The sequence below is a fragment of the Bacillota bacterium genome, from assembly GCA_030705925.1.
GTDB lineage: Bacteria > Bacillota > Clostridia > Oscillospirales > Feifaniaceae > JAUZPM01.
In genome coordinates this window covers 1-19,942 of sequence record JAUZPM010000019.1, presented here as the reverse complement: position 1 = coordinate 19,942, position 19,942 = coordinate 1, and the positions used below count along the sequence as shown (strand labels likewise).

Below are 19,942 nucleotides of genomic sequence, written 5' to 3'. Positions count from 1 at the left end.
ATTTACCGTTACCACGGTCTCCGCTTTTAGGGCAAGCGGCGCCCCAAATTCATTTATGGATTTATTCTGATTATTTTTGCATTTAATATGGCTTCTTCAAACATAGCATCTGCACCCACCATTTGCTCTGCTTCTCTAACCTCTGTTAAATTAGGGTTAGTTTTTGGGTGCTTCGGAGAAAACAATGCGCAGCAATCCTCATATGGTTCAATTGATATATCAAAAGTATCTATTTTGCGCGCGAAGGTAATTATATCCTCTTTGTCAAGTCCAATTAAAGGACGGAATACCGGTAAGGATACAGCATCGTCCGTTGCCGCTATAGCCGGCAATGTCTGGCTTGCAACCTGAGCTAGGCTTTCGCCTGTAACGATGGCGCCGCCGCCCCGTTTTTCACAGATCAGCTGAGAAATACGGATCATACATCTGCGCATTACAAGCGTAAACAGATTCTCCGGACACTTTGCATTAATCTGCATCTGAATATCCGTAAAAGGAACTACAACAAGATCAAAAGGTCCGGCATATGATGCTACACGCTGCGCAAGTCTAGCCACTTTATCCGTTGCGCGGTCAGAGGTATACGGAGGAGTGGAAAAATATACTGCTGTAAGAGCCATGCCCCTGCGTGCCATAAGATAACCTGCTATGGGGCTGTCTATTCCTCCAGACAGCATCAAAACACCTTTTCCCGAGGTGCCCGCCGGCATGCCCCCTGCCCCTGGCACTCCGCCTGCGTGAACATATGCCGCTTTATCCCTTATTTCAACAACAACTTGGATTTCGGGGTTGTGTACATCCACGGTTAAATTGGGGAATGCTTCAAGAAGAGCGGCGCCTACGTCACGGCATATTTCAGGTGATTTCAAATAGAAGTGCTTATCACTGCGTTTTGCCTCAACTTTAAAAGTTTTTACAGAAGAAAGACGCTCGTTTAAATAGCTGACGGCAGTCCTAACGATGCTTTCCATATCCTTTTCTGTTTCAGCTGCTGTGACAACTGTTGCAATGCCAAACACTTTTTTCAGGCGTGACTGGGCTTTTGTTATGATATTTTCCTCAAAAGGACCTGAATCTTCGATATTTTTAGGTATAATATATAGCGTTGATTGTATTGCATATATATGAAAAGACCCGATGCCATTTAAAGCGTGTTTAACATTTTTTATCAGAACGGACTCAAAGTACGATCTGTTGAGTCCTTTAAGAACAATCTCCCCATATTTTGCAAGCAAAATCTCTTTCATGTTTACCCCATTAATTACTTTTTGATTTTAATTCTTTTATACATTCTTTTAGTGTCTCTATAAGTATATCGGCTTCTTCCAAAGTTGTATCGTCGCTGAAACTGACCCTAACCGCACTCTCAATTCTTTCTTTGCTAAGTCCCATTGCCTTTAACACATAACTTTCAGCACCTTTTCGTGAGGAGCATGCAGATGTGGTAGAGACGTAAATATCTTTGCTTTCAAGAAAATGCAGAACAGTTTCACTCTTAAGCCCAGGCAGTGAGATATTAAGAATATAAGGTAACCCATTATCAGGGCTGTTAACTATAATATTAAGGTCTTTGAGTCTATCGGTAATATATTTGCGAAGCTCAGAAACTCGTTTATAACGTTCTTTTATGCTCGGCATTATTTCATGTATTGCGGCACCCATTGCCGCAATAGCCGGTGTGTTTTCCGTTCCGCTACGAAGGCCTTTTTCCTGACCGCCTCCATACATTACCGGCAAAAGGTTTATTCCCTTTTTTATATAAAGTGCTCCAGCACCTTTAATTCCGTGAAATTTATGTGCAGACATTGACAAAAGGTCTACGTTAAGCGCTGAAACTGAATAGGAAAGTTTTCCTGTCGCCTGCACTGCGTCGGCATGTATAATTGGAGATACTTTTTTACTTCTGCAAACTCCGCGAATAAGATGAACCGGGTTAATTGCCCCTGTCTCATTATTGACCAGCATAATACTTATTAAAATTGTATTATCATCAACAGCATTTGCGAGTTTCTCCATGTTAATTGTGCCCTCAACTGTCGGAATGTAAACCACCTCAAAGCCTTCATCTTCAAGAGCTTTAAAGCAGCGCAGCACAGAGGGATGTTCGCTGTCTGATGTGATTATCCGATTACCACTACGCTTATGAGCCCTTGCTGCCCCAATGATTGCCAGGTTATTAGCCTCTGTGCCTCCTGAGGTAAATAAAATTTCTTCAGGCTGTGCAGAAATTGCTTCTGCAATAAACCTTCGAGCCTGTTCTACCGCCTTTTCCGCATCGTGACCGGCTTTATGCAGGGAGGAAGGATTTCCGTATAGCTTCTCGAACATTTCATTTGCTGCCTTGATTGCAGTTGCACTTGGGCGTGACGTCGCAGCGTTATCAAGATAAATCATTTAATGTACATCCTTTTTTACGATCGATTACCAGTATTATATACCGTTTGCTATTTTTATTCAATTCTGCGTGTTGTTTTTTTCACTGTTTTGATTTATAATACTTTAGATAATGATTAGGGGCGGTGATATGCTGGTGACAAAAACAGTGGCAGTTGCAAATCAGAAGGGCGGAGTAGGTAAAACGACAACAACTGTTAATTTGGCAGCAGCATGCGGCGCAGCGGGGAAAAAAGTGCTTCTAATAGATGCCGACCCGCAGGGTAATACCACCAGCGCTTACGGCTATTTTAAGAAAAGCGCTGAACAAAAGACTACATACAGCGTACTCACCGGAGAGGCTGAAATCGAATCAGCAATTCAGCGAACTAACTTTAAAAATGTCAGCATATTGACTTCCAATGTCGATCTTGCAGCCGCTGAAATCGAACTTGCTGAAATTTCCGGACGTGAATCTGTTTTAAAGCATGCTTTAGAAAAAATTAAAGAAGCATATGACTTCATTTTTATAGATTGTCCGCCTTCATTAAATCTTATAACAATAAATGCCCTTACGGCGGCTGATTCGGTTCTTGTTCCTATTCAATGTGAATTTTTTGCACTTGAGGGACTTTCACAGCTTATGAATACGGTGAGACGTATTAAGAAACTTTACAACCCCACACTCGATATCGAGGGGGTTTTGCTTACTATGTACGACGGAAGGCTTAATCTGACGCTTCAGGTTGCAGGCGAGATAAAAAAATTTTTCCCTGGAAAAGTGTTTAAAACAGCCATACCTCGCAATGTACGCTTAAGCGAGGCGCCGAGTTATGGTATGCCTGTAATCTATTTTGATAAATACTCAAAAGGTGCCGAAAGTTATACTGAACTTGCGGCAGAGTTTATAAGAAAGAACAGAAAGTAAGGTGAGTGAATGGCGGTCAAAAAGGGGCTTGGAAGGGGAGTAAGCGCAATTTTTGAGGAAAACGGCGCTGAATTTCCAACTGAAAAAGGAATGGTCAAGGAAATAAGAATTTCAGATATAGAACCAAATCGTGATCAGCCAAGAAAAGTTTTCGATAATGAACAACTGACGGAATTATCAAACTCAATTGCTGCTAACGGTGTACTTCAGCCAATTTTGGTTCGTGAAATAAATGGCCGCTATCAGATTATTGCCGGTGAAAGGCGATGGAGAGCAGCGAAGCTAGCCGGTCTTAAGGAGATTCCTGCGGTTATTAGTGATTTGGCTGAAGACAAAATCATGGAAGTTGCACTGATAGAAAATCTTCAGCGTGAGGATTTAAACCCGCTTGAGGAAAGCCGCGGCTATGCCGTTTTACAAAAAAAATATGGTCTTACACAGGAGGAAATAGCCGCAAGGGTCAGTAAGTCCCGACCTGCAGTTGCAAATGCGCTGCGCCTGCTTACACTTCCTGATAAAGTTCTGGATATGATATCACGCGGCTCTGTTTCTGCGGGACACGCAAGGGCGCTTCTATCGCTCAAGGATCCATCAGATATGGAGGCTCTTGCTGCAAGGATAGAACGGGAGGGATTATCTGTCCGGGATGCAGAGCGAATTGCAAGGCAAATGGCAAAAGGGCAAAAGCCGCCTTCAAACAATAAGCCGGCAATGGAAACGTTTGTGACTGAAGAGCTTGAAAAACAGCTCGGGAGTGTATTAAAGAGAAAGGTAAAACTTCAGGCAAAAAGTAAAAATAAGGGCATAATGGAAATTGAATATTACAGTAATGATGATTTAGAAGAACTTCTTCATACATTAGGAATTGAAATTGAATTATAATATAAGGGTAGTAAAGAATGGAAAGTAATAATCAATCAATGCAGGAAAAAGAACTTGAAGAAAAACGCACGAAAAAAACAAAGCGTGATCTGCAGATATATATTATCGTTTTTTTTGCTATAGTTATTGTTCTAATCATTTTTTCAGGGCTTATTCAGCAGCGAAACATGAGAGAAATGCAGTCAAGCCAGCAAAAGTATCAGGAAGAACTTGAAAAAACAAAAACAACCCTTACTACGAATTCTTCTGCGCTAAAGGACTTGCAGGAGAATTATCTAGCACTTCAGAAATCCTATGATGATCTTCAGGCGCAAAATAAACAGCTTCAAACTCAAGCAGATTCTATGACAGCAGACAGTGCTTCGGCTAACGAAACAATTTCTTTGTATGAGTCGCTTCTTGAGGCACGTCGCCTGAATTTGGTTGGAAAAAACAAGGCAGCAAGAGAACTGCTTAACGGAATTGATAAAGCAAAGCTTACCGGAAATGCTCTGAAATTATTCGAAGAGCTTGATAAAAAGATCAAAAGATAAAGCATTTTGGGAGGAGTGTCTTCATGTTAGACATAAAAATGATTAAAGCAGAGCCAGCTAAGGTAAAAGCTCGCCTTGCAAGCCGCCAGAAAGATTATTCTGCTGAGATTGACGAAATACTTGAACTGGATGCAGCCCGCAGAGATTTGATTTTTAAAAATGATCAGTTAAAGGCTGAGCAAAATAGGGTTTCAAAGCTCATCCCTCAGTATAAAAAAGAGGGAAAAGATGTAGACAGCGTAATGCAGGAAATGAAAAAGCTCAGCGAAACGATAAAATCAGATGACGAAAAGATAAAGGATTTAGATAATAGAATCGAAAAGCTGATACTCTGCATTCCCAATCTGCCTAACGAAAAAGTTCCTTACGGAAAAGACAGTGATGAAAATTTAGAGCTTCGTAAGTGGGGAACTCCACGAGATTTTGATTTCACACCGCTTGCCCACTGGGATATTGGAAAGGCTCTTAAAATCCTTGATCCTGAAACCGCCGCAAAAGTTACTGGAGCACGTTTTCATTTTTATAGGGGTGCAGGCGCGAGACTTGAACGTTCAATATACAGCTTCTTTTTAAATCATCACACTGAGAAAAATGGTTATACTGAGATTTTTCCGCCATATATGGTAAACAGAGCTTCTATGACTGGTACAGGTCAGCTCCCGAAATTTGAAGAAGATGCTTTCAAACTTGCAAATATGGACTATTTTCTTATTCCTACTGCAGAAGTCCCTGTTACAAATATGCATAGGGATGATATATTAGATAAATCAGTTTTACCAATTAAATATTGCGCTTATTCAGCATGTTTCAGAGCTGAAGCGGGAAGTGCCGGAAAAGATACACGAGGACTTATAAGGCAGCATCAATTCAATAAAGTTGAACTTGTTAAATTCGTTTCTCCGGAAACTTCATACCAGGAGCTTGAATCTTTAACTAATGACGCGGAAAGCGTTTTGCAAGCGCTGGGACTACCGTATAGAGTGGTAAGGCTTTGCAGCGGGGATCTTGGTTTTTCATCCGCTATGACTTATGATATCGAAGTTTGGATGCCATCATACAATCGCTATGTTGAAATTTCTTCATGCTCGAATTTTGAAGATTTTCAGGCAAGAAGAGCAGGAATTAGATTTAAAGAAACGCCAACATCAAAAGCTGAATTTGTTCATACATTAAATGGTTCGGGTGTTGCTGTTGGGCGCACAGTTGCGGCAATCATTGAAAATTACCAGAATGCAGACGGCAGCGTTACAGTTCCTGATGTATTGGTTCCATACATGGGCGGAATGAAAGTTATAAAATAAGTTATAAGCTGACAGACGCTCGAAAAGGGCAGGCATACAAAGAACAGGCGCTCGTCGCTGTATGTAGATACAGCAGGGCGCCTGTTCTGAAGTAAGCAAAAGTGCCCCCGGTACGGGGACGCTTACGCCATTTTGCGTTTACAAACCGTACCTGTGGAGCGCGCTTAAAGACTCGAAACTTCAATTTGTCTTTTGATCTATATGTAATCGCTTTTGCGGTGCGCGTACTTTTTCGACAGTCTGACAGCGGATTTTATTTCCGCTGTTTTTTTATTAATATTTTTATAAAAAATAGTATATGCTTATATTGTTAAATATATTGACAAAGCGCCAATAGTATATTACAATATTCCCATAAAGGAATATAGGGGGCTATAAGGTGAATGAAAGTTATCAAAAATATGAAAAGCGTGCTGAAATATTAAAGGCTCTTGCACATCCTGTCAGGTTGATGATACTTGATCTACTTAGGCAAGATAATAAGATTAATGTCACTGACTTATGCAGGCAGCTTGATATACCACAGCCGACTGTATCAAAACATTTATCAGTCTTACGCAATGCGGGGATAATAAACTGTGAGCGAGATAAGCTTATGCGTTGTTACTGTATAGACTGCAAACACCTTGAGTCGCTTATATCCTTAATAGTGGAAAAATAACGGAGGTAGGAAAATGAAATAAGTAAACAATATTGACGAATTAGATAAGGAAGTTTTTAACAACAATAAACCAGTAGTGGTGGATTTTTACGCTGACTGGTGCGGGCCGTGTAAAATGATTGCTCCTATTTTAGAGAATATTGCAACGAACAGGGAAACTGAGGTGGACGTTGTAAAAATCAACGTTGATAATTTTGGGGAGATTGCAATGAAGTATGGAATTATGAGCATTCCTACATTAATGTATTTCAAAAGCGGAGAGCCAAAACAAAAAACAGTAGGATATATACCTGAAAATGAAATAAACGCAAAAATAGACAATCTTGTAAACTCATGATTTTTTATTAAAATAAATGCTCTCCTTATATGATGGAGAGCATTTATTTTAATATTTATTTTACATATTTATTTTTATGTATTATAATATTATTTATTTTAAAAACGGAGGCTGCAATGAGAATCAACGAGCTTTATAAGCAGAAGAAAACGGTAGTATCTCTTGAGATTTTCCCACCAAAAAAGGACAGCGGAGTAACTACACTTTACGATACGCTGCGAGAAATTAAAAATTTGGCTCCTGATTTTATCAGCGTGACATATAGTGCCGGAGGAAGCGGAAACAGTGAAAAAACTGTTCAAATCGCCTCAGATATTAAAAAAGTATACGGTATCGAATCAATGGCGCATCTGACATGTATAAAAGCCGAAGAAGATGATATAGATCGTTTTGCAGAAAGCCTCCTGCAAAATGGTGTCGATAATATAATGTCTCTGCGTGGGGATATTCCTGCCGGCAACACTGATCCATTAGGGCAATTCCGCTTTGCTAAAGATCTCATAAGTTATATTAAAGAAAAGTACCCTACTTTTTGCATAGGGGCAGCAGCATACCCTGAAGGACATATTGCCTGTGATAATCTTGACCTCAGCCTCGATCATCTTAAAGAAAAGGTAGACGCAGGCGCCGAGTTTCTTGTGACACAGCTGTTTTTTGATAATGATTATTTTTACAACTTTTATGATAAAGCCTTGAAAAAGGGTATTAATATACCGGTTTCAGCTGGTGTCATGCCGATTCTGAGTCGCAGTCAGATTGAAAAAATGATATTTATGTGCGGAGTCTCGCTTCCTTCCGGTATCGTTAGACTATTAAACAAATATGAAAGTGATCCAGTAAGCCTAAAAAAAGCCGGAATAGACCATGCAGTAAATCAGCTTCTAGACCTTTGCGAACATGGAGTTCCTGGGGTACATATATATACGATGAATCAGCCGGATATAGCTAAAGAATGCATGCAAAAAGTCAGGGAGGTGATTTAAATATTATATTTAAAAGAAGAAGTGCTTAGATACCTTGGATATAAAAAGGGCAACCTTTCCCCGGAAATATCACTTATGGTAGATGAGTGTATAGATGAATGCCGAAAGATATCAAAACCCAAGAAAGTATGGAGAATGTTTGATATTATAGGCAACGGTGGAGAACTAATGCTGTCAGGCACAGAATTATTGCTTCCCGGTAAAGATTTAAAATATTATATAGCTAAAGCTGGAAAATGTGCGGTTCTTGCAGCAACATTAGGTTTAGCTGTTGATACAAAGATATTGGAGCTTCAGCATACTGATCTTGCCAAAGCGGTTGTTTTTGACGCATCGGCAACTGCACTGGTAGAGAAATTATGCGATGAAATAAGCGACGAGGTTGAAAAACAGGTCAGTAATGAAGGGCTGTTTACAGGTTATCGCTACAGTCCAGGGTATGGAGATACTCCGCTTGATATACAAAGAAAAATATTAGATATATTAAATGCGGGAAGACTAATCGGTCTTTATGCAAATGAAAGCTGCATTCTTACCCCAAGAAAGTCTGTAACAGCTTTTATTGGTATATTTAATGAAAAAATTTCTGCAGGCGGCTGTGAAATATGTTCAAGGCGGAACAGTTGTACCTATAGAAAGGAAGGTAAAATCTGTGGAGTTTAGAGAATTCCTAAACAACAAAATAGTTCTATTTGACGGGGCAATGGGAACCATGCTTCAGCAGAACGGACTTAAGACAGGGGAACTTCCTGAAAAGTTTAATATAACACATCCTGAGGTTGTAACCCATATTCATCAGGAATATATAAAGGCGGGAAGCGATGTAGTTACAACTAATACCTTTGGCGCCAACGCATTAAAGCTTTCTATTGAGAATCTGTCTGTAGAAAAGGTCATCACATCAGCTGTCCAATGTGCAAAAAAAAGCGGGGCAAAGTACGTTGCTCTTGATATTGGGCCGTTGGGTGAGCTTTTAGAGCCAATGGGTACGCTGACTTTTGAACGGGCATATAAATTATTTTCAGAACAGGTTACCGCTGGAGCCGCGGCAGGGGCAGACCTTATAATTATAGAAACACAATCAGACATACTTGAGGCAAAGGCCGCAATTCTTGCCGCTAAGGAGAACAGCGATCTGCCTGTAATCTGTACAATGTCTTATGAAGAGGGTGGAAGAACTTTTATCGGAACTGATGCTGTAACAGCTACAATATCGCTCTGTTCACTTGGTATTGATGCAGTCGGGGTCAATTGTTCGCTGGGGCCTAAAGAGATGCTTCCTGTAGTAGATACGATTTTAAAATATGCGAACGTGCCGGTCATTGTTCAGCCAAATGCAGGTATCCCGCGAAATGAAAACGAACATACAGTTTACGATATATCACCAGAGGAGTTTGCATCTTATATAAGCATAATGATAGATAATGGCGTTTCTATGGTAGGCGGCTGCTGTGGGACAACTTCTCAGTTCATAGCGGATTTGGCCGCTCTTACAAACCGAAAACCTGCAAAAATCAAAAAAAATCTTATTCCTGCTGTAACATCATCACTGAAAACAGTTTTATTAAGCGGTAAAACAACTGTAATTGGAGAGCGTATTAATCCAACAGGCAAAAAGAAACTAAAACAGGCGTTAAAAGAAAACGATTTTGACTATATCGCTAATGAAGCTATTAATCAAACAAACGCAGGGGCAAATGTTCTCGATGTCAATGTCGGGCTTCCTGAGATCAATGAACCTGAAACGATGAAGCACGCTGTAAAGGAAATACAGGCAGTTTCGTCACTTCCTTTGCAGATAGACAGCTCTGATATTAATACAATAGAGGCTGGCGTTCGAGTATGCAGGGGTCGCCCCATAATCAATTCAGTAAACGGCAAAAAGGCAGTTATGGAGAGGGTTTTCCCGATTGTTAAAAAATATGGCACAATGGTTGTTGGTCTTACACTTGATGAAAAAGGAATTCCCGAAACCGCAGAGGGACGTTTAAAGATTGCTGAAAATATTATAAGTACAGCAGCTGAATATGGCATACCAAAAGACAGCATCGTCATTGACTGTCTGGTTTTGACCGCAAGCGCACAGCAATCTCAGGTAATGGAGACCCTAAAGGCGATAAAACTTGTAAAACAGAAACTGGGAGTACTTACAGTCCTCGGCGTGAGCAACGTATCTTTCGGGCTTCCCTCAAGGCCGCTAATCAACAGCACCTTTTTAGCCGCAGCTTTAGGCGCGGGACTTGATGCTCCGATTATAAATCCTCTTTCTTCTGAAATAATGTCAGTGATCGACACATTTCGCGTCTTAAATTATGAGGATAAAGATGCAGCGTCTTTTATAAATAAATATTCCGGAGAAAATAATGCATTAATAAAAACTGAAATGCTTTCTAATATAAGTTTATATGACATAATATTGCAGGGGAGAAAAGATGAAGCGCAAAAAGCGGTAAGAGAACTATTAAAAACTGATGCTCCGCTCGATATAATTAACAAAATTTTTGTTCCGGCACTAAATCATGTTGGCAGCGCTTTTGAAAAGGGCGAGCTGTTTTTGCCCCAGCTTATCCGGTCAGCTGAAACGGTTAAAAACGCTTTTGAAATAATACGTGATAATATGAATCTTGCAGAATGCGGCACTTCTAAAGGCAAGGTTATTCTTGCTACTGTAAAAGGTGATATACATGATATCGGGAAAAATATCGTTAAAATGCTGCTGCAAAGTTACAATTATGAAGTAATAGATCTGGGAAAAGATGTTGAAATCAGCACTATTATAGATGAGGCAAAAAAGAACGATATACGTCTTATAGGTCTCAGCGCCCTAATGACAACAACGGTTAAAAGCATGAAGGAAACAATAGAATCGTTGCACATTTATAAAATCCCATGCAAAACAATGGTAGGAGGAGCAGTTCTTACACCCGAATATGCAGATATGGTTGGCGCAGATTTTTATGCAAAAGATGCAATGGATGCGGTTAAAATAACAGAGTCAGTTTTTAATTAAAAAAAGGAAAGAGCCTTTCAATTGAAAGACTCTTTTTTTATCTGCAGAATACGTGTTTACCGATTCTTGTAACGATCGGCCGGCTGCGTATCCATGAATTCGTTGCTGTTGCAGGATTGTAATAATAAATACATCCATAAGTCGGATCAACCCCGTTAAGTGCGTCGCGCGCTGCTCGGTAAGCACTTTCTGTAACTGCTACGTTGATTTGTCCATCTACGATAGCAGTAAAAGCTCCCGGTTGGTATATAACCCCTGCAAGGGTATTCGGGAAAGAAGGGTGATCCACGCGGTTCATTATAACTGCGCCGACAGCGACCTGCCCTCTATATGGTTCTCCCCGTGCTTCCGCGGATATAATTTTAGCAAGTAAATTGATATTATTGTTTGATGATGTAGAACCAGTATTAGCGTTTATACCAAGAGCGTAAAAAGTTTGCTTGCCAACTATCCCGTCAGGCGTTAGACCATTTTTCTTTTGAAAGTAGATAACCGCACTCCTGGTTTTTGAACCATATATGCCATCGACAGCACCCTTATAGTAGCCCCAATTGCGAAGCCTCGTCTGCACTTGCCTTACTTGTTCCCCGCTTGAGCCGGTCCTAAGTGCTGTATCAACAGCATTCGTATTTGCCATATATCGAGCAAATAAAATAACAGCTATATTAAGAAGTACAAAAATAATAAATCTGTAAACAGCTTTTGCTTTTTTTACATTGCTAAACATAGAGAAACTCCTCCCTGTATACATATTTTTAAACAGGAGAGGAGTTTTTATTCTTTATTGTTATTATTAGTCTATTGGCATGTTTTGGTTAGCCAATATCCTTCGAGTCAATTTCTTGCTTGATTTTGGCAGTAAATTCGTCAAGTGTCATTGTACCCAAATCGCCGCTTTTTCTATTTCTTACTGCGACTAAACCTTCCTGAGCCTCTTTCTCACCAACGACAAGCATGTATGGAACTTTCTCAAGCTGAGCGCTTCTGATTTTATATCCTATCTTTTCACTGCGATCATCGAGTTCAGTTCTGATACCAAGACTTTTAAGCTTGTCAGAAACTGATTTTGCATAATCAATCATTTTCTCAGAAATAGGAAGTACTTTGACTTGAATCGGGGCGAGCCATGTCGGGAAGGCACCGGCATATTTTTCAATTAAGAGTGCCAGCGTTCTCTCGTAACAACCGATTGAAGTTCTGTGTATTACATAAGGATATTTCTTTTTGCCGTCTTCATCAATGTAAACCATCTCAAAACGCTTTGCAAGCTGAAAATCGATCTGTACAGTAATAAGGGTATCTTCTTTACCATAGACGTTTTTGATTTGGATATCAAGCTTAGGGCCATAAAATGCAGCCTCGCCGGAAGCTTCCGTATATTTGATGCCAAGATGATTCAAAATGCCCCTCATGGTATCTTGAACGCTTTCCCATTCTTCTGGTGAACCGATATACTTTTCTTTGTTGTTTTCATCCCATTTTGAGAAACGGTAAGATACATCTGAGTCAAGTCCGAGTGTTTTTAACATAAATAGCGCAAGGTCGACACAGCCCTTAAACTCTTCCTCAAGCTGATCAGGACGGCAGGCAAGATGACCCTCTGATATAGTAAATTGGCGTACACGGATAAGTCCGTGCATCTCACCTGAGGATTCATTGCGGAACAGCGTTGAAGTTTCATTTAAACGCATGGGAAGATCACGATAGCTTCGCATTGCTGCAAGATAAACCTGAAATTGGAACGGGCAGGTCATTGGACGGAGAGCAAATACTTCTTTATCAGTTTCTTCGTTGCCCAGAACAAACATACCCTCACGGTAGTGATCCCAGTGTCCCGAGATTTTATAAAAATCACTTTTTGCTAAAAACGGGGTTTTGGTCAGCTGATAACCGCGTCTTTCCTCTTCGTCTTCAACAAAACGCTGTAACAGCTGAACAACTTTTGCGCCCTTTGGCATAAGGATGGGAAGCCCCTGACCTATATAATCAACTGTGGTAAACAGTTCAAGTTCGCGTCCAAGCTTATTGTGATCGCGTTTTTTTGCTTCCTCGATTCTTGCCAGATGCTCTTCAAGGTCCACAGCTTTGGTAAAAGCGGTTCCGTATATTCGCTGAAGCATTTTGTTTTTGGCATCGCCCTTCCAATATGCTCCGGTGCATTGGGTAAGCTTATAAGCTTTTATTTTACCTGTAGATAGCAAGTGTGGGCCTGCACAAAGATCAGTATATTCACCCTGTTTATAAAAAGATATGACTTCGCCTTCGGGAAGCTCTTCTATAAGTTGGACTTTATAGGGTTCATTTTTCTCTTTCATAAACTTCACTGCCTCGTCACGCGGCAGTTCGAAACGCTCGATCGGCAGATTTTCTTTAATGATTTTTTTCATTTCAGCTTCAATTTTAGCCATGATTTCAGGCGTAAAAGCTATATCTGTATCAAAATCATAATAAAATCCACTGTCGATTGAAGGACCTATCGCAAGTTTAGTATTTGGATACAACCTTTTTACAGCCTGAGCCAAAATATGCGAAGTCGTATGCCAATATGTTTTCTTGCCGCCTTCATCATCGAAAGTTAAAAAGTTGAGATTACAGTCAGAGTTTACTGGAGTTCGAATATCTTTAACATCGCCGTCAATATCAACAGCAAGGGCAGCCCTTGCAAGTCCTTCACTAAGTGATTTTGCAATTTCTAAAGCGGACGTGCCTTTTTCAAACTCTTTTACTGCGCCGTCCTTTAATGTAATGTGAATCATAATATCCTCCTGCGTGCGCAACCGGCACACTTTCTACAAATTATTATTTTTATTTTAAGCTTATATAATTAGTGTGTCAATACAAAACGAGGACAATCCGCTAAATTGATACGGCAGTTTGCACAAAACGCCTTTACAAAGATCGTGTTTTTTGTTATCATAAACTATATAGGATTTTTTGATGGACAGGCGGTGTGCATATGCCTGACGTAAAATTTATTGCGATTGCATCCGGCAAGGGGGGCGTTGGTAAAACAACGGTATCGGCGGGACTTGCTGAGGCGTTTGCGCACCTCGGTAAAAAAACGCTTGCTGTTGATGCCGACCTTGCCTTTAGAAATCTTGACTTAATGCTCAATGTCAAGGATGGCGGAATATTTGATCTTGATGATGTGATCGAAGAACGCTGTAGACTTGAAGATACTATCTGTGCAAGCGGATTCTGTGAAAATCTTTGGTACATGCCGGCAACACTTTCAAAAACCAATTCTGAAAAAATTGATTCCGTTTTTATGCGTGAATTTCTTAAAATTTTAAAATCACGCTATGATATATTGATCTTCGATACCGCTGCTGGGCTAGGAAAGTCATTTGAGCTTTTTGCGCTCAACTCTGATGTTGTTTGCATTGTTACTACACCGCACAGAGCCGCTATGCGCGACGCTGAAAGGACTGCTGAAGTTCTGGCAAGTAAGGATATTCCAGCCTATCTTGTCGTAAATATGGTAAATCCCGCTCAAATACAAAACCATTCTGCGCCAAATATAGATGAAATAATTGATTCAGTAGGGCTTCCGTTAATAGGACTTGTTCCGGCTGACAATAAAGTTCCGGGCTGGCAAAACAATGGGATTTCGGTTTATTCCGCTCAGGGCAGTCGCTTGCGGCAACAGCTTTGTGATATGGCTGCTCGTCTAACTGGTATGCATCGCACCTTAACAAAATTCTGGTGATAAAGGAGTAGGTTATGAATATTGCACTGATTGCTCACGATAAGAAGAAAGAGCTGTTGATCCAGTTCTGCATAGCATACTGCGGCATTTTAAACCAGCATTCGCTGTGTGCCACGGCTACAACCGGACGTCTTGTTGCTGAGTCGACAGGACTTGATATATTCTGTTTTATGGCAGGACGCAGCGGCGGAACGCAGCAGATCGGAGCAAGGATCGCGTATAACGAAATAGACCTTGTTATATTTTTCAGAGATCCTTTAGCGGATGATTCGCTGCAGGCGGATGTTGAAAATATTATTAAGTTATGTGATACAAACAATATTCCTATTGCAACTAATGTCGCTACCGCTGAAGTTCTTATTCAGGGACTGCAGAGGGGCGATTTTGAATGGCGAGATATTGTCAATCCTAAAAAGAAGAGGGAGACGCTTTGAACCTAATTACTAAAATGCCTAAAGGCACTAAGGATATACTTCCAAGTGAGGCTGTAAAGTGGCAGCATATTGAACTTATCATAAGCGATATTGCAGAGCGGTGCGGCTTCGGCGAGATCCGAACTCCAACGTTTGAGCACACAGAGCTTTTTGAACGCGGTGTGGGGGGAACCACTGATGTTGTTCAAAAAGAGATGTACACTTTTTTAGATAAGGGTGAAAGAAGTATAACGCTCCGGCCCGAGGGGACAGCATCTGTTGCCAGGGCGCTCTTGGAAAATGGGCTTTATTCAGAAGCCATGCCCCAAAAACTATATTATTTTACAAACTGTTTTCGATATGAAAAGCCTCAAGCTGGTCGCCTGCGTGAATTCCACCAGTTTGGCGTCGAGGTTTTCGGTGCGGAAAGTGCGGCGGCTGATGCCGAAATTATTTATATTGCTCAAACTATATTAAATAAATTTGGATTAACAGATATTTCACTTAGGATAAATTCTATTGGCTGCCCGGAATGCAGGCAGAACTATTATGCTGCCCTTAGATCTTATTTTGAAGAAAAAAAGGATCTATTATGCGATACCTGCAAAAGCCGCCTAGATAAAAACCCGATGCGCATACTTGACTGCAAATCTCCTGAATGCCAGCAAATCAATAGCAATGCTCCTATTATTCTTGATTACCTTGACGAAGGATGCAAAAAGCATTTTGAAGAATTAAAAAGCAATCTTGATACACTTGGTATTAGCTTTACTGTTGATCCGTTTATTGTACGAGGGCTTGACTATTACACCAAAACAGTTTTTGAATTCGTATCGAACAGCATTGGCGCACAGGGCACAGTGTGCGGCGGTGGCAGGTATGATGGACTTATACAAGAGCTAGGCGGGGTAAAACTTTCCGGACTTGGCTTTGGTATGGGGCTTGACAGGCTGCTTCTTGCAATGGATGCGCTTGGATATGATTTTCCGGACTTGAAGAGACCCGTTATTTATATTGCTTCTATTGGAAACAAAGGGTCGACGGAAGCGCTTAGACTTACAAGAGACTTAAGAAATGCCGGTATTTATGCTGAAAACGACTTAGTCGGGCGTTCTCTTAAAGCTCAAATGAAATATGCAGATAAGATTTGCGCATCATATACAATGGTACTTGGAGACGACGAGTGCGACAGCGGCAGAGCGAATATTAAAAATATGTCTACAGGTGAAACAAGGGAAATTGCACTTGGCAATTTACTAAGGGAAATGACTGGGGAGGAAGCTTAAATGTTGACCGAATCATTTAAAGGAACAAAAAGAACTGGCTATTGTACAGATTATAATATAAAAAATTTGAAAGAGACCGTTACGGTATGTGGGTTTGTGCAGAAGATGCGTAACCTAGGCGGGCTCATTTTTATTGATTTAAGAGATAGAAGCGGAATTATCCAGTGTGTATTTGACGAGGCTGATAATGATGCTCTTTTTAAAAAAGCTGAGCCGATAAGAAGTGAATATGTTCTTGCTGTTACAGGCACAATCAGAGCCCGTGCAGAAGGAATGGCAAACAAAAAGATGGCAACAGGCGAAATCGAAGTGCTCGCAACCTCACTTAAGATATTGTCAGTGGCTGAAACAACACCTTTTGAAATTGTGGAAAATTCAAAGGTAAATGACGATTTGCGCCTCAGATACAGATATCTCGATTTAAGGCGTCCGGATCTACAGGCAAACATCATAAAGAGGAGCCATGCGGCAAAGATTATCCACGACTATTTTAATGAAAACGGATTTCTCGAAATTGAAACACCTACTCTTATTAAAAGCACGCCTGAAGGCGCACGTGATTACCTTGTGCCAAGCAGATTACAGCATGGTCACTTTTATGCGCTGCCTCAATCGCCTCAGCTTTATAAACAGCTTTTAATGCTTGCTGGGATGGATCGTTACATTCAGATCGCACACTGTTTTCGTGATGAAGACTTGCGCGCAGACAGGCAGCCGGAATTTACCCAGATTGATATGGAACTGTCTTTTGTAGAGATAGACGATATTATCGAAATTAATGAAGGCTTTTTAAAGCGCCTCTGGAAAGAGTTGATGGGCGTTGACATTGTCACGCCGTTTCCGCGAATTACTTATAAGGATGCAATGGAACGTTATGGCAGTGATAAGCCTGATACCCGTTTCGGATTTGAACTAAGAAATATATCGGAAACTGTTAGAAACTGCGGTTTTAAAGTGTTTAAGGATGCCGTAGAAAACGGTGGATCCGTCCGCGGTATTAATGTAAAACAAGGCGCTGGAAAGTTTTCAAGAAAAGAAATTGACAGCCTGGGCGAATTTGTTAAGACCTATAAGGCAAAGGGTCTTGCTTGGGTCAAAATGGGCGATGAAACCACATCATCCTTTTTGAAATTTATGACCGAAGAAGAAGGCAAGGCGCTAATAAATGCTCTTGATGGAGAAAAGGGCGACTTGCTCTTGATAGTTGCAGATAAAGACAGCGTTACGTTTGACGCTTTGGGGGCACTCCGGTGTGAGGTTGCGAAAAGGCTTAATATCCTGAAAAAAGATGATTATCGCTTTTTATGGGTTGTCGAATTTCCGATGCTTGAGTACAGTGAGGAAGAAGGGCGTTTTACTGCAAAGCATCATCCTTTCACCGCTCCTATGGATGAAGACGTCGGGTTGATTGAATCTGATCCGGCAGCCGTCAGGGCTAAAGCTTACGATATTGTTTTAAACGGAACTGAGCTCGGAGGGGGCAGCCTCAGAATTTACAACAGCGATCTTCAGGCTAGAATGTTTAAAGCAATCGGCTTCACTGAAGAGGAAGCGCGCGCAAAATTCGGATTCTTCATTGATGCTTTCAAATACGGAACACCCCCTCATGGCGGACTAGCCTATGGTTTTGACCGCCTCATGATGTATATATGCGGCGAAGATACAATTAGGGATGTTATGGCATTCCCGAAAGTTCAAAACGCATCAGAGCCGATGAGCGGATGCCCCGATATAGTCGACGAAAAGCAGCTTGAAGAACTTGGCATTGCAATTAAGGACTAAACTTTACAGTTTATTTACAAATGTTATACCTAAATAAAATACAATAGTTTTAGCTAAAATTAAAGGGCAATTGAATAATTGCCCTTTCCGATTGTCAGAAACTTGATTATACATACTTTTTTATTTCGGCTACCGTTTGCCGTAAAAAGCGGTACCCGTGCTGCATGCGGATTTTTGCCGTATGTGCCGCGCGTGCATGGAGGAACCAAATGATTGAAGTCAGAAATCTGACGAAACGGTATGGGAACAAGCTCGCGGTTAACGACATATCGTTTGATGTTAACGAAGGCGAAATACTCGGCTTTCTAGGTCCAAACGGCGCGGGCAAAACAACCACAATGAACATAATAACAGGTTATCTCTCAGCGACAGAAGGCAGCGTTAAGATCGATGGAGTTGATATACTTGAGAATCCGTTAGAGGCGAAGCGCAAAATCGGATATCTTCCAGAGCAGCCACCTCTATATTTCGATATGACTGTTGAAGAGTATCTTTCATTTGTGTTCGATTTGAAGGGTGTAAAGCTTCCTAAGAAAGCACACATTGAAGAGATTTGCAAACTCGTCAAAATTGATGATGTTTATAAGCGTATGATCAAAAACCTTTCCAAAGGATATAAGCAGAGAGTTGGTGTTGCCCAGGCATTGCTTGGCAACCCACCTGTATTAATCCTGGACGAGCCAACCGTCGGACTGGATCCTCGGCAGATAATTGAAATACGAAACCTAATTAAATCCCTCGGAAGAAATCACACTATCATACTTAGTTCGCATATATTGCCTGAGGTTCAGGCAGTTTGCGAAAAGGTAGTCGTTATAAATAACGGCAGTATAGTTGCTAACGACACCCCGGAAAACCTGTCACATATGGTGGATCACTCACGCAAGCTTCAGATACGCATTTGCGGTCCTGTTGACGAAGTGCAAAAAGCTCTTAAGGCACTTGATGGAATCCGCTATGCTGAATGCATTGGTAAAAAAGAGTCAGATGCCTATGACTATATCATAGAGGCTGTTGAAAATATCGATGTCAGAAAGCCTTTATTTAAAATGATTGCACAGCATGGCTGGTACTTGATCGGAAGCAAATCTATGGACATGTCTCTTGAAGATGTATTTATACAATTGGTTAACTCAGAAACTGGTTTTACCGAAAGTAAAAAGCCTGAAACGCCGGCTAAAGATAATGCAAAGAAACAAGAAGACGATCTGAAAGTAGAAAATCTTCAAGGAAAAGAAAAAGAAGAAACAACCGAGGAAGGAGAGGATAAAGAATGAGAGCGATTTTTAAAAGGGAATTAAAAAGCTATTTCACATCCCCGATAGGTTATATTTTATTGTCCATATTTTGCATTTTAACTGCCCTTACATTTTGCACTTCAAATTTGAAATATTCCTATACCAGTATGACTGATTTATTTCAATTTATAATGGCATGGGTGCTTATGATAATGGCTCCTATTTTAACAATGAAGCTGATGAGCGAAGAAAAAAAGCTTAAAACTGATCAACTGTTGCTTACTTCCCCAGTAAGCATTCCAGGGATAGTAATCGGAAAATTTTTATCAGCGCTCGTGTTTTTCCTCATTGCGTTATCTTCTACGTTGCTTTACGTATTAGTAACATTTATATACGGCAAGCCAGATGTTGGTCTTCTTATAGGAAACTATCTCGCTATAATTTTCCTTGCCAGCTCATTCCTGGCTATTGGGATTTTTATTTCTTCATTAACAGAAAACCAGCTT

At 40.7% G+C, this 19,942-nt stretch carries 19 protein-coding genes; 15 read left to right on the top strand and 4 right to left on the bottom strand.

The window, feature by feature from the left end; translation table 11 throughout:
* Positions 1-53: 53 nt before the first annotated feature.
* On the bottom strand, positions 54-1,247 hold the full coding sequence (gene thiI, locus Q8865_04505; GenBank protein MDP4152693.1) for a tRNA uracil 4-sulfurtransferase ThiI: 1,194 nt from the start codon (positions 1,245-1,247) through the stop codon (positions 54-56).
* 10 nt (positions 1,248-1,257) lie between these two features.
* Positions 1,258-2,394: a cysteine desulfurase family protein gene (locus Q8865_04500; GenBank protein ID MDP4152692.1), complete on the bottom strand. Its 1,137-nt coding sequence runs from the start codon at positions 2,392-2,394 to the stop codon at positions 1,258-1,260.
* Between the two features lie 136 nt (positions 2,395-2,530).
* On the opposite strand from Q8865_04500, the gene Q8865_04495 reads away from it, so the two are divergent.
* The 9 genes from Q8865_04495 to Q8865_04455 all read left to right on the top strand — a co-directional run bounded on the left by Q8865_04495 (position 2,531) and on the right by Q8865_04455 (position 11,008).
* Positions 2,531-3,301, top strand: coding sequence for an AAA family ATPase (locus Q8865_04495; protein MDP4152691.1), 771 nt, complete (start codon positions 2,531-2,533; stop codon positions 3,299-3,301).
* 9 nt (positions 3,302-3,310) lie between these two features.
* The gene (locus tag Q8865_04490; GenBank protein MDP4152690.1) at positions 3,311-4,183 is read left to right on the top strand and encodes a ParB/RepB/Spo0J family partition protein; all 873 of its coding nucleotides are present in this window, start codon (positions 3,311-3,313) and stop codon (positions 4,181-4,183) included.
* A 17-nt stretch (positions 4,184-4,200) separates the two neighbouring features.
* Positions 4,201-4,716, top strand: coding sequence for a hypothetical protein (locus Q8865_04485; protein MDP4152689.1), 516 nt, complete (start codon positions 4,201-4,203; stop codon positions 4,714-4,716).
* 23 nt (positions 4,717-4,739) lie between these two features.
* Positions 4,740-6,017, top strand: coding sequence for a serine--tRNA ligase (gene serS / locus Q8865_04480; GenBank protein ID MDP4152688.1), 1,278 nt, complete (start codon positions 4,740-4,742; stop codon positions 6,015-6,017).
* A 379-nt stretch (positions 6,018-6,396) separates the two neighbouring features.
* Entirely contained in the window at positions 6,397-6,678 is a 282-nt protein-coding gene (locus tag Q8865_04475; protein ID MDP4152687.1) for a metalloregulator ArsR/SmtB family transcription factor, read from the top strand.
* A gap of 31 nt (positions 6,679-6,709) precedes the next feature.
* Positions 6,710-7,015, top strand: a complete 306-nt coding sequence (gene trxA, locus Q8865_04470) for a thioredoxin (GenBank protein MDP4152686.1) — start codon at positions 6,710-6,712, stop codon at positions 7,013-7,015.
* Between the two features lie 116 nt (positions 7,016-7,131).
* Entirely contained in the window at positions 7,132-7,998 is an 867-nt protein-coding gene (gene metF, locus Q8865_04465; protein MDP4152685.1) for a methylenetetrahydrofolate reductase [NAD(P)H], read from the top strand.
* A 21-nt stretch (positions 7,999-8,019) separates the two neighbouring features.
* Complete coding sequence (locus Q8865_04460; GenBank protein ID MDP4152684.1) at positions 8,020-8,661, top strand: vitamin B12 dependent-methionine synthase activation domain-containing protein; 642 nt, start codon at positions 8,020-8,022, stop codon at positions 8,659-8,661.
* Entirely contained in the window at positions 8,573-11,008 is a 2,436-nt protein-coding gene (locus tag Q8865_04455) for a homocysteine S-methyltransferase family protein (protein MDP4152683.1), read from the top strand. Before Q8865_04460 ends, Q8865_04455 begins: the two co-directional genes overlap by 89 nt.
* A gap of 37 nt (positions 11,009-11,045) precedes the next feature.
* On the opposite strand, the gene sleB is transcribed toward Q8865_04455, so the two are convergent.
* Positions 11,046-11,735 (bottom strand): spore cortex-lytic enzyme, encoded by a 690-nt coding sequence (sleB, locus tag Q8865_04450; protein MDP4152682.1) that lies wholly within the window; start codon positions 11,733-11,735, stop codon positions 11,046-11,048.
* Positions 11,736-11,823: 88 nt separating this feature from the next.
* A complete protein-coding gene (thrS, locus tag Q8865_04445; protein MDP4152681.1) occupies positions 11,824-13,764 on the bottom strand; it encodes a threonine--tRNA ligase in 1,941 nt (646 codons plus the stop codon).
* 200 nt (positions 13,765-13,964) lie between these two features.
* On the opposite strand from thrS, the gene Q8865_04440 reads away from it, so the two are divergent.
* The 6 genes from Q8865_04440 to Q8865_04415 all read left to right on the top strand — a co-directional run.
* Positions 13,965-14,717, top strand: coding sequence for an AAA family ATPase (locus tag Q8865_04440; GenBank protein ID MDP4152680.1), 753 nt, complete (start codon positions 13,965-13,967; stop codon positions 14,715-14,717).
* Positions 14,718-14,731: 14 nt separating this feature from the next.
* Complete coding sequence (locus tag Q8865_04435; GenBank protein ID MDP4152679.1) at positions 14,732-15,151, top strand: methylglyoxal synthase; 420 nt, start codon at positions 14,732-14,734, stop codon at positions 15,149-15,151.
* Positions 15,148-16,416: a histidine--tRNA ligase gene (gene hisS, locus Q8865_04430; protein ID MDP4152678.1), complete on the top strand. Its 1,269-nt coding sequence runs from the start codon at positions 15,148-15,150 to the stop codon at positions 16,414-16,416. The genes Q8865_04435 and hisS overlap by 4 nt, the downstream gene beginning before the upstream one ends.
* Before the next feature lie 3 nt (positions 16,417-16,419).
* The gene (gene aspS, locus Q8865_04425; GenBank protein ID MDP4152677.1) at positions 16,420-18,198 is read left to right on the top strand and encodes an aspartate--tRNA ligase; all 1,779 of its coding nucleotides are present in this window, start codon (positions 16,420-16,422) and stop codon (positions 18,196-18,198) included.
* Between the two features lie 209 nt (positions 18,199-18,407).
* Complete coding sequence (locus tag Q8865_04420; protein MDP4152676.1) at positions 18,408-19,475, top strand: ATP-binding cassette domain-containing protein; 1,068 nt, start codon at positions 18,408-18,410, stop codon at positions 19,473-19,475.
* The coding region (locus Q8865_04415; GenBank protein MDP4152675.1) for an ABC transporter permease at positions 19,472-19,942 on the top strand (471 nt) is incomplete at its 3' end. The genes Q8865_04420 and Q8865_04415, both read left to right, overlap by 4 nt.